Below are 10,999 nucleotides of genomic sequence, written 5' to 3'. Positions count from 1 at the left end.
CCGTGAGTGAAACGAGCACCCCACAGGGCTTCGACGACATCCTCGAGGCCAACCGCGACTACGCCTCCACCTTCACCTCCGGGGGCTTCGACGGCATCGCCAAGGCCGGCATCGGCATCGTGACCTGCATGGACAGCCGCATCGAGCCGCTGAAGATGCTGGGCCTCGAGCTCGGCGACGCCAAGATCTTCCGCAACCCCGGCGCCCGCATGTCCGACAACGCCCTCGAGGCGCTCGTGCTCGGCGTGCACCTGCTCAACGTCAAGCGGATCATGATCGTGCCCCACACCCGCTGCGCCGTGGGCACGAACTCCGAGGAGCTCATCCGCGAGAAGGTCAGCGAGTCCGCCGGCGTCGACGTCACCTGGCACCCGTTCAACGTGGTGACCGACCAGGTGAAGTCGCTCGGCATGGACGTGCACCGCGTGCGCAGCCACCCGCTCATCCCGGAGACCGTGCAGGTCGGCGGCTTCATGTACGACGTCGACACGGGCCTGCTCGACCAGAAGTTCTGATCGGCCCGCCTGCCTGACCGGCGGGCGTCAGCAGGCGCTGCGCGGCACGCCTGCCACGTCCACCGGGAGCCTGCCCTCCGCGCGCAGGCGCCCGGTGAGGACGTCCGCCAGCGCCGTCATGGCCGCCGGGGTGTCGCCGAAGGTGGCGATCCGCACCGGGGCTCCGGTGCGGCCGAGCACGTACGGGACGTCGGTGGCGACCACCACCCCGCGGTCGGGCTGCGGCCCGGGCACCACGCCGTCGCTGCCCACGAGGTGCACCGGCGTGCCGCCCACGACCGTGCGCGGCGGCGTGCGGCGCCACTGCTGGAGGCGGCGGCGGTCCCGCTTCCTGTTGCCCGTCCGCTCGGGCCGGGGCTCGCGCACCTGACGAATCCTCCCCAGAGCCAGCCCCGCCTCCTGCGCGGCGGCCTCGAACCGGCGGACGTCGCTGCTGCTGCCGAGCGGCACGACCCGGCCGGTGACCAGGGCACCCCGGCACTTCCCCGCCACCACCGTGATGGCAGCCCGGCTGAGGTCGCGCACCGCCTGGCGGGCGCCGACCGTGCCCTCTGCCGCCCCCGCCTCGCCGGCCTGGCGCCGTGACCAGCGCAGGGTGGCGATCATCCGGGCGGCCGCCTGCTCGAGCCGACCGCGGCTGAGGGTCCCCTGCCGCACGGCCCGCACGAGGGTGTCGTGGGCGACCTCGGCGTCGGGCGGCATGAGGACGACGTCGCCGCCGGCGCGCAGGAACGCCACGGCGGGCGGGCCCTTCACGCCGGCGACCCCGGCCATGTCGAGGGCGTCCGAGACGACGAGCCCCTCGAAGCCCAGCCGCTGCCGCAGGAGCCCGGTGATCACCGGGCGCGACACCGAGGCCGGGGTGCCGGGGTCGACCGCCTGCGGCGCGATGTGACCCACCATGATCGCGGGCAGGCCCGCGTCGATCGCGTCGGTGAACGGCAGGAGGTCGGTCTCGCGCAGGGCGCGCAGCCTCGCGCGCTGGACGGGCAGCCCGACGTGGCTGTCGGTGCTCAGTCCACCGTGTCCCGGGAAGTGCTTGAGGGTGGGCAGGACGCCGGCGTCCAGGAGGCCCTGGGCGGCGGCGCGCGCCTGCCGGGAGGCCGCTGGCGGGTTGCCGGCCGCGGCCCGGGAGCGGATGATCGCGTCGCTGGTGCCGGAGGTGACGTCGGCGACCGGGGCGAGGTCCACGGTGAAGCCGAGCCCGGCCAGCTCGGAGCCGATCCCCTGCCAGGCGGTGCGGGTGAGCGCGACGTCGTGGGCGGCCCCGGTGGTCATGAAGGACGGCAGCGGGGTGACGTCCTGCGTGACCCGGGTGACCGTGCCGCCCTCCTGGTCGACCCCGAGGAACAGCGGCCAGTCGACCTGCGCCTGCCGCTGGAGGACGCGCAGCTGGGTGCTCAGCACCCGGGTGCCGGCGGCGCTGTCCCGGGTGCCGGCGGCGCTGTCCTCGATGTTGTCGTCGAAGGCGACCACCCCGCCCAGGTGCAGGCGGTTGAGGTAGCGCACCGGTGCGTCGGTGCCGCTCGGCCACCGCGCGACCACCACCTGCCCGGCCAGCTCGTCGACGCTGAGCCGCCGTGCGTCCCGGGCCGCGGCGTCGAGCTGCGACCGGCTGGGGCCCCACCCGGTCTCCAGCCCCAGGCGCTCCGAGGCCGTCGGACGAGACGGCTCCGTCTCCTGCGTGCGGCTGCTCCCCGATCGGTCGGCCGGGCCGGCGTCCTCGGAGCCCGTGCAGGCAGCCGTCACCACCAGCAGCGCGGCAGCGGCCGGAGCGAGGAGACTGCGGGGTGTGGGTCTGGCCATGGCCGGACCATCATGCCCGGCGCCGGCCGTCTCCCCCAGCCGCCGACCCCAGCCACCGAGTCGGCAGCAACGTTCGCCTGGCCACTGAAAGTTGCTGCCGACTCGGCGGGGCTCAGGCGTCGATGGCCTCGACGTCCACGTCGTAGGCGCCCTGGACGATGAACTCCTTGCGGGGAGCCACCTCCGAGCCCATGAGCAGCTCGAAGACGTCGGAGGCGATCTCCGCGTCGTCGACGGTGATGCGGCGCAGGGTGCGGCGACGCGGGTCCATCGTGGTCTCGGCCAGCTGGTCGGCGTCCATCTCGCCCAGACCCTTGTACCGCTGCACCGGGTCCTTCCAATTGACGTTCTTCTTGCGCAGCTCGGCGAGCTTTCGCTGCAGCTCGGCGTCGGAGTAGGTGTAGATGTACTTGTCCATCCCCTTCTTCGGGTTGGACACCTCGATCCGGTGCAGCGGCGGCACGGCGGAGTACACGCGGCCCTCGGCGATCAGGTCCGGCATGTACTTGAAGAACAGCGTCGCCAGCAGGCAGCGGATGTGCGCGCCGTCGGAGTCTGCGTCGGCCATGAAGATGATCCGGCCGTAGCGGGCGGCGTCGAGCTCGAAGGTGCGGCCCGAGCCGGCGCCGACGACCTGGATGATCGAGGCGCACTCGGCGTTCTTCAGCATGTCGCCGACGGACGCCTTCTGGACGTTGAGGATCTTGCCGCGGATCGGCAGCAGCGCCTGGAACTCGGAGTTGCGGGCCAGCTTCGCGGTGCCCAGCGCCGAGTCACCCTCGACGATGAACAGCTCGGTGCGCTCGTTGTCGCCCGACCGGCAGTCGGCCAGCTTGGAGGGCAGCGCCGAGGACTCGAGCGCGTTCTTGCGGCGCTGGTTCTCACGGTGCTGACGGGCGGCCATCCGGGTCTTGGCCGCGCTGGCGACCTTCTCCATCACCAGCTTGGCGGCGGCCTTCTCCTCGCGCTTGGAGGAGGTCAGGAACGCCTTGAGCTCGGAGGCGACGACCTTGCGCACGATCGAGCGTGCTGCCGGCGTCCCCAGGATCTCCTTGGTCTGGCCCTCGAACTGCGGCTCCGCGAGGCGGACGGTGACGACGGCGGTGAGGCCCTCGAGCACGTCGTCCTTGGAGACGTCGTCGTCGTTGACCTTGAGCACCTTGGCGTTGCGCATCGCGTCGTTGAAGGTGCGCACCAGCGCGCCCTCGAAGCCGGTGACGTGGGTGCCGCCCTTGGGCGTGGCGATCACGTTCACGAAGGAGCGCAGGGTGGTGTCGTAGCCGGTGCCCCAGCGGGCGGCGATGTCGACGACCAGGTCGCGGTCGACGTCGGAGGAGATCATCTGGCCGGACGCGTCCAGGACCGGGACGGTCTCGGTGAAGGAGTCCTCGCCCTGGAGGCGCAGGATCGGCGTGACCTGCTCGTCGTGGGCGAGGAAGTCGGCGAACTCGGTGATGCCGCCGTCGTGCTGGAACTCCTCGACGACCGGCTCCTCGCCGGAGGCGGTGGGCCGCAGGTCGGTCAGGGAGATGGCGAGACCGGGCACGATGAAGGAGGTCTGGCGGGCGCGACCGACCAGGTCCTCCCAGACGAAGCCGGCGTCCTTGGTGAAGATCTGCCGGTCGGCCCAGAAGCGGATGCGCGTGCCGGACCTGCCCTTGGCGACGCGGGAGCCCTTGCGGGTCAGGCCGGACTGCGGCTCGAAGCCGGCCTCCGGCTCGGCACCGTCGAAGACGCCGGGGACGCCGCGGCGGAAGCTCATCCCCTGGACGGCCGGGCTGCGCTCGACGTCGATGTCCATCCGGCTCGAGAGCGCGTTGACGACCGACAGACCGACGCCGTGCAGACCGCCGGTGGCGTTGTAGGAGCCGCCGCCGAACTTGCCGCCGGCGTGCAGCTTGGTGGCGACTACCTCGACGCCGGGCAGCCCGGTGCGGGGCTCCTTGTCGGTGGGGATGCCGCGCCCGTTGTCGTGGACCTCGACGGACCCGTCGACGTGCAGCGTCACCTCGACGCGCGTGGCGTGCCCGGCCAGGGCCTCGTCCACGCCGTTGTCGATGATCTCCCAGACGCAGTGCATGAGGCCGCGGGTGTCGGTCGAGCCGATGTACATGCCCGGGCGCTTGCGCACGGCCTCGAGACCCTCGAGGACCAGCAGGTGCGCTGCGTTGTAGGTGTTGTCGGCGATCGTCGGCCTCCTGCGTCGTGCCACCGCCCCGGTCGGGGCGGTGCGAAACCCTGGTACGGACGGGTGGGTTCGATCCCATCCGCTCGGGGAACAGGTTACGAACCTACGTACGACACGCCGGTTCGGGGTGGAGGCTCGCCCTTCGTCCTCGGTCTAGCGTGATCGACGAGCACCCGAGGATCACGAACGGGACACAGTTGCGAGGACGAGACCCTCGTCACCTCCCCAAGTGGCCCCCGGGGGTTCAGACTGGGTGGACGGACGGAACGCTCCCTGCGGAGGCTGCCGGTCGTCCGGGACGACGAAGTCCGGACGGGAATTGTCAGACCTGGCACGATGGTTGAGGCGAGACCCGTCAAGACGCACCACCGGGTGCCGATCATGAGGTCGGGCACGGCGACGGAGAACACGGGAACACCCGCGACTCCCCGGACGTTGTGCACCACACCGAGCGACCAAGAAACGAGGCCGATTGTGACCACTGCAGTTGCCCCCAGCCCCTCGCTGACCGCTGCCGACCGCTGCGACCGATGCGGCGCGCAGGCCTACCTCCGCGTCGAGCTCCAGAGCGGCGGTGAGCTGCTCTTCTGCGCCCACCACGCCCGCGAGCACGGCGACAAGATCAAGGCCATGGCGGCCACGGTCCAGGACGAGACCCACAAGCTCACCGGCGAGCCCGCTCCCTCCGACGAGGCCTGAGCCCGCAGGTACCGACACACCACACGAGGCCCCCGGACCGCACGGTCCCGGGGCCTCGTGTCGTTCCCGGGGTCGGACCGGACGGTGGGGATAGCCTGACGCCGTGCCCAGCTCCCCCGACGAACGCAACGAGGCCCTCCAGCGCCTCACCTCCGCCGGTGCCGGCCCGGAGGAGAAGCGACCTCGGGACCCCGTCCTGGCCGACGTCCGCACCTGGTTGGTGGCCGGCGTCGCGCTGCTGGGCCTGCGCTGGTTGATGGCCGGCTCGTTCGACTCCGCGACGGAGGCCGGCGCCGATCTCTCCGTCGCGGCCGTGGTCCTGGGCCTCCTGCACGTCGCCGGCTGGTTCTGCGTCGTCGTCTCCGCCGCCGGCGTCGGCGTGCGGCTCGCACTGCGCACCAGCTCGCTCGACTAGTCCGAGCTCGACGTCACGCCTGTCAGCGGTCCGCATGCCGGGTGGGGCCCAGCCGCGGCGCCGCCGCCAGGTTGGATGGGCGGGTGGCCGTCCTCCTCGCTCTCGTCAGCGCCTTCGCCTACGGGCTCTCCGACTTCATCGGCGGGCGGGCCGCCACCCGCACCACCCCGTGGGCGGTCGCGTTCGTCGGGCAGCTGACGGCCGCCGTCCTCATCGGGGTGCTCTCGCTGGTGCGCGGCGGCGCACCCGACGGGCTCGACCTGCTGTGGGCCGTCGTGGCAGGTGCGGGCGGCGGGCTCGGCGCGGTGTTCCTCTACCGCGGCCTGTCCACCGGCCGGATGGGCGTGGTCGCCCCTGTCTCCGGGGTGGGCGCCGCGGTGCTCCCGGTCGTGGTCGGCCTCAGCCTCGGTGAGCGCCCGGGCGTGCTGGTCGGGCTCGGCATCGTCGCGGCGCTGCCCGGCATCTGGCTGGTCGCCCGCGAGCCGTCCGAGGGCGGGGGCGGCGCCACCGCCGGCCCCCTGCGCGACGGGCTGCTGGCCGGCGCCGGCTTCGGCGTCCTGTTCGTCGGCCTCGCCCAGGTCCCGGACGAGGCGGGGCTGCTGCCCGTCGCCCTCAACCACCTCGTGGCCGCGCTGATCACGGTCGTCGCCGCGGTCGTCGTGCACGCCCGCTGGCTGCCGGGGCGCCGCGAGTCGCGCGGCACGGTGGCGGCGGCCGCGGCCGGCGTCCTGGCCGCCGGTGCCACCACCGCCTTCCTGCTCGCCTCGCAGGGCGGCTACCTCACGGTCGTCGCGGTCATCGCCTCGCTCTACCCGGCCTTCACCGTGGCGCTCGCGGCCCTGGTCCTGCGCGAGCGGGTGCACCGGGCCCAGGGGGCCGGGCTGGTGCTCTGCGCCGTCGCGGTGGGGATGGTCGCAGCGGGCTGACCGCTGAAGGCGGCTCACCCCGTGCGGCCGACGGCCGCCCCTGACACGACGAGGGCCGCCCACCGTGCTGGTGGGCGGCCCTCGTCGTGCGTGCCGGGTGCTGCTGGTCAGTCCAGGTAGTCGCGCAGGACCTGCGAGCGGCTGGGGTGCCGCAGCTTCGACATCGTCTTGGACTCGATCTGGCGGATGCGCTCACGCGTCACGCCGTAGACCTTGCCGATCTCGTCGAGGGTCTTGGGCTGGCCGTCGGTCAGGCCGAAGCGCATCGAGACCACGCCGGCCTCGCGCTCGGAGAGCGTGTCGAGGACCGCGTGCAGCTGCTCCTGGAGCAACGTGAACGACACGGCGTCGGCCGGGACGATCGCCTCGGAGTCCTCGATGAGGTCACCGAACTCCGAGTCGCCGTCCTCACCGAGGGGCGTGTGCAGCGAGATGGGCTCGCGGCCGTACTTCTGGACCTCGATGACCTTCTCGGGGGTCATGTCGAGCTCGGTGGCCAGCTCCTCCGGGGTGGGCTCGCGACCCAGGTCCTGGAGCATCTGGCGCTGCACGCGGGCGAGCTTGTTGATGACCTCGACCATGTGCACCGGGATGCGGATGGTGCGGGCCTGGTCGGCCATCGCGCGGGTGATGGCCTGACGGATCCACCACGTCGCGTAGGTCGAGAACTTGTAGCCCTTGGTGTAGTCGAACTTCTCGACCGCACGGATCAGGCCCAGGTTGCCCTCCTGGATGAGGTCCAGGAAGAGCATGCCGCGGCCGGTGTAGCGCTTGGCCAGCGAGACCACGAGGCGGAGGTTCGCCTCGAGGAGGTGGTTCTTGGCCCGGCGACCGTCGTCGGCGATCCACTCGAGCTCCTCGAGCAGGTCGGCCTTGATGCGGCCACCCTTGGCGAGCTTCTCGTCCGCGAAGAGGCCGGCCTCGATCCGCTTGGCGAGCTCGACCTCCATCTCGGCGTTGAGCAGCGGGACCTTGCCGATCTGCTTGAGGTAGTCCTTCACCGGGTCGGCGGTGGCACCCGCGACGGTGACGGTCTGCTCGGGCTCGCCGGCGTCGTCCGAGGCGGAGACGACGAACGAGGCCTCCTTCTCGTCCTCCTTGATGGAGGGGTCCGCGGCGACGTCCTTCTCGAACTGCTCGTCGGAGACGTCCGGGAGGATCTTCTTGCCGTCGGGGCCGACCTGGGCGGCCTGCTGCTGGGCGACCTCGGCGACGGTGGGCTCGGCGCCCTTGCCGGCCTCGGCCGCGGTGGTCGCCGAGGCGGCCTTCTTCGCGGCGGGCTTCGCGGCGGTCGTCTTCGCGGCCGTGGTCTTCTTCGCTGCGGCCTTCTTGGCGGGGGCCTTGGAGGTCGCGGCGACGGCGCGGGTGGCACCGGCCGTGTCGATCTGCACGGTGATCCCCAGGCCCGACAGGTGCGCCAGCAGGGACTTGAGGTGGCGCGGCTCGACGGCCGCGTCCTCACTGGCCTGGCGGAGGTCGGCAGGGGTGACCACCCCACTGGGGGTACCCCGCTCGATGAGCTCCACGACTGCCGGGTGCTCCAGCACCTCGGCGGGGACCTTACGTGCGTTCGAAGTCACGAACACCTCTCGTGAACTGGCGTAGGGGCGCGGCAAAGCCCGGACTCGTCAAGCACCGCAGCGACCATTCTGCCACGCGCCTCCCAACACACCAGCATCCAGCCCCGGAAATCGGGGGTGTCCCAGCAGGTGGGCGGCCCGGCCTCGGTCTCAGCACTGTCCTGGCGGACGTTCAGGCTCCGTTCAGCCTACGTGGACGTGGGGACGACGAGCACGGTCGGGCTCGGCGCGTCGCAGGACCTCGCGGGTCACCGGGGCCACCTCACCGGCGCCGAAGAAGACGAAGCGGAGGAACTGACCCACCGGGTTGCCCTCGGTCCACTCGAAGTAGATGTGCGGCACCTTGCCGGTCAGGTCGCGCGCGGCCAGCGTCAGCGCGGCCAGGGCGTTGGGCACCGAGGACGCCTCGACCCGCAGCACGCGCCACTGCCCGTGCAGCACCTCGCCGCGCACGCGCAGGCTGCCCGCGAAGTCGGAGGGGTCGATGACCGTGACCTCGACGAACACGACGTCCCCCTCGTCGCGCAGGTCGTTGTCCCGCACCACCTGGCGGGTCTTGTCCTCGTACTCGACCGCGTCGCGGGTGCCGGGCTCGTTGGCCACGAGCCGGATGGCGCGCCGGGCGGTGTCACGCAGGAACTTCTCGGCCTTGGCGTCCAGCTCGACCTCGGTGACGCGCAGCTCGAACGCGCGTCGCACCCGCGAGTAGGCGGAGACCGCGATGATCAGCCCGATGAAGACGCCGGCGATCTTCACGCCGTCGGGGCGCTCCACGACGTTGCTGGCCGTGGTGTAGGCGAAGACCGCCGCCACGAGGCCGAAGCCGAGGGTGCGCCACGACTGGCGGGCGTGCCGGGCGGCCAGGGTCACCGCGACGGCGCCCGAGGTCATCAGCACCAGGACGCCGGTGGCGTAGGCGCCGCCCTGCGCGTCGACGTCCGCGTCGAAGAGCCAGGTGACGATCGCGGCGATGGCCAGCAGCACCAGGACGAGCGGGCGGACGGCCCGGGCCCAGTCCGGTGCCATCCCGTAGCGCGGCAGGTAGCGCGGGATCAGGTTGAGCAGGCCGGCCATCGCCGAGGCGCCGGCGAACCAGAGGATGGCGATGGTCGCCATGTCGTAGACGGTGCCCGGGCCGTCACCGAGGTAGTGGTGCGCCAGGTAGGCGATCGCCCGACCGTTGGCCTCTCCCCCGGGCTCCAGCTCCGCGTGCGGGACCAGCAGCGTGACGACCACGTTGGACGTCAGCAGGTAGCCGCTCATGATCAGCGCGGCCGTCGTCAGCAGCTTGCGAGCGCCGCGGATGCGGCCGTCGGGCCGCTGCTCGGTGTCGGCCTCGTCCCCGCGGATCTGCGGCATCACCGCGACGCCGGTCTCGAAGCCGCTCATGCCGAGCGCCAGCTGCGGGAAGACCAGCGCGGAGATGCCGAGCATCGTCCAGATGTCACCGTGTCGTGCGGTCAGCAGGTTGCCCCACTCCAGCACCAGGTCCGGGTGCGTGGCCACGTCCACGAGCCCCACGGTGATCACGACCGCGTTGATGCCGAGGAACGCCAGCACGAGCACCACCGCGACGCCGATGGCCTCGGAGAAGCCGCGCAGGAACACGACCCCCAAGGCCGCGATGAAGACCAGCGTGATGAGCACGGGGTGCTCGTCCCACGAGGCCGGCACGTGCGGGTTCTCCACCACGTGCGCCGTCGCGTCGGCGGCCGAGAGCGTGATGGTGATGAGGAAGTCGGTGGCCGCGAAGCCCAGCAGGACCAGGACGAACGCCTTGCCCTTCCAGAACGACAGCAGCCGCTCCAGCATCGCGATGGAGCCCTCGCCGTGCGGCGACTCCTGGGCCACGCGGCGGTAGACGGGCAGGGCGCCGAACAGCGTCAGCGCCACCAGCACCAGCGTCGCCAGGGGCGAGAGCAGCCCGGCGGCCAGCACCGCGATGCCCGGCTGGTAGGCGATCGTGGAGAAGTAGTCGACGCCGGTGAGGCAGACGACCCGGTACCAGGGGTGCCGCGTGTGCTCGGGCCGCGGGCGGCCGTGCGGTGCCTGGTGCGGCACCCGGTCCTCGAGGTCGGCCAGCATCCAGTCGCCGACCCGCTGTCCCAGGGTGGCCCCCTGCCGTTCGGCGCTGCCGCCGTCCACGAGGGTGGGTGCGGACGAGGCGGGGCTCGCGCCCGGCTCGGCGGGACCAGTGCTCATGCGCGCAAGAGTCCTCCCCCGCGGCCCCGTCCGCCAATCTGTGCACCGGTGGGCGGGGCAGGGCTCACATCAGCCCTGGGACGTGGCCGTGTGGGACTTGGCAGTCTTGGCAGCCGCCTTCATCTCCTTCTTGTGGTCGCGCACCTTCTGCAGGGACGCGCCGTCGACGACGTCCGCCACCGACCGGTAGCCCTGCTGGGAGTAGTCGCCCACGACCTTCTCCCAGCCCTCGGGGGCGGCACCGAGCTGCTTGCCCACGAGCGCCACGAAGATCTGGGCCTTCTGCTTGCCGAACCCGGGCAGCGCCTGCATGCGCTTGAGGAAGTCGCGACCGTCCGCGGCCTCCGTCCAGATCCGCTCGGCGTGGCCGTCGTACTCGTCGACGACGATCCGGGCGACCTCCTGCATCCGGGTGGCCATCGACCCCGGGAACCGGTGGATCGCCGGCTGCTGGGCGCAGAGCGAGGAGAACTCCTCGGGGTCGGCCTCCGCGATGGCCTTCGGGTCGAGCGAGCCCATGCGCTCCGCGACCTTCGCCGGCCCGCGGAACGCGTGCTCCATCGGGTACTGCTGGTCGAGCATCATGCCGATCAGCAGGGCGAACGGGTCGTCGGTCAGCAGCTGGTCGGCGGCGGCGTCGCCGGTGATCTGGAGGGCCATGGTGCGAT

The 10,999-nt window shown here is 72.1% G+C and carries 9 protein-coding genes; 4 read left to right on the top strand and 5 right to left on the bottom strand.

The features are described 5' to 3' along the window. The first annotated feature begins 2 nt into the window (after nt 1-2). On the top strand, nt 3-515 hold the full coding sequence (locus M8316_RS02855) for a beta-class carbonic anhydrase (protein WP_250051843.1): 513 nt from the start codon (nt 3-5) through the stop codon (nt 513-515). A 27-nt stretch (nt 516-542) separates the two neighbouring features. On the opposite strand, the gene M8316_RS02850 is transcribed toward M8316_RS02855, so the two are convergent. Beyond that, a complete protein-coding gene (locus M8316_RS02850; protein WP_250051841.1) occupies nt 543-2,321 on the bottom strand; it encodes a glycoside hydrolase family 3 protein in 1,779 nt (592 codons plus the stop codon). 112 nt (nt 2,322-2,433) lie between these two features. Then, a complete protein-coding gene (locus tag M8316_RS02845; protein WP_250051839.1) occupies nt 2,434-4,533 on the bottom strand; it encodes a DNA gyrase/topoisomerase IV subunit B in 2,100 nt (699 codons plus the stop codon). A 450-nt stretch (nt 4,534-4,983) separates the two neighbouring features. Here M8316_RS02845 and M8316_RS02840 point away from each other — a divergent pair, with 450 nt between their 5' ends. The 3 genes from M8316_RS02840 (at nt 4,984) to M8316_RS02830 (ending at nt 6,549) form a co-directional block, all read left to right on the top strand. Further along, complete coding sequence (locus M8316_RS02840) at nt 4,984-5,208, top strand: DUF7455 domain-containing protein (protein WP_250051837.1); 225 nt, start codon at nt 4,984-4,986, stop codon at nt 5,206-5,208. A gap of 103 nt (nt 5,209-5,311) precedes the next feature. Then, entirely contained in the window at nt 5,312-5,623 is a 312-nt protein-coding gene (locus tag M8316_RS02835) for a hypothetical protein (RefSeq protein ID WP_250051835.1), read from the top strand. A gap of 83 nt (nt 5,624-5,706) precedes the next feature. Then, nucleotides 5,707-6,549 (top strand): EamA family transporter, encoded by an 843-nt coding sequence (locus M8316_RS02830; protein WP_250051833.1) that lies wholly within the window; start codon nt 5,707-5,709, stop codon nt 6,547-6,549. A gap of 107 nt (nt 6,550-6,656) precedes the next feature. Here the strand turns inward: M8316_RS02830 and M8316_RS02825 are convergent, their stop codons facing one another. From M8316_RS02825 to M8316_RS02815, 3 genes are all read right to left on the bottom strand, one after another. Beyond that, complete coding sequence (locus M8316_RS02825; RefSeq protein ID WP_372490068.1) at nt 6,657-8,135, bottom strand: RNA polymerase sigma factor; 1,479 nt, start codon at nt 8,133-8,135, stop codon at nt 6,657-6,659. A gap of 177 nt (nt 8,136-8,312) precedes the next feature. After that, on the bottom strand, nt 8,313-10,331 hold the full coding sequence (locus M8316_RS02820; RefSeq protein ID WP_250051831.1) for an APC family permease: 2,019 nt from the start codon (nt 10,329-10,331) through the stop codon (nt 8,313-8,315). A gap of 69 nt (nt 10,332-10,400) precedes the next feature. Further along, entirely contained in the window at nt 10,401-10,991 is a 591-nt protein-coding gene (locus tag M8316_RS02815) for an HhH-GPD-type base excision DNA repair protein (protein ID WP_250051830.1), read from the bottom strand. Between the last annotated feature and the right edge of the window lie 8 nt (nt 10,992-10,999).

Source organism: Nocardioides bruguierae (genome assembly GCF_023554635.1).
GTDB classification, from domain to species: domain Bacteria; phylum Actinomycetota; class Actinomycetes; order Propionibacteriales; family Nocardioidaceae; genus Nocardioides; species Nocardioides bruguierae.
The sequence above is the reverse complement of the archived record's forward strand: the minus strand, read 5'-3'. Positions and strand labels throughout refer to the sequence as shown.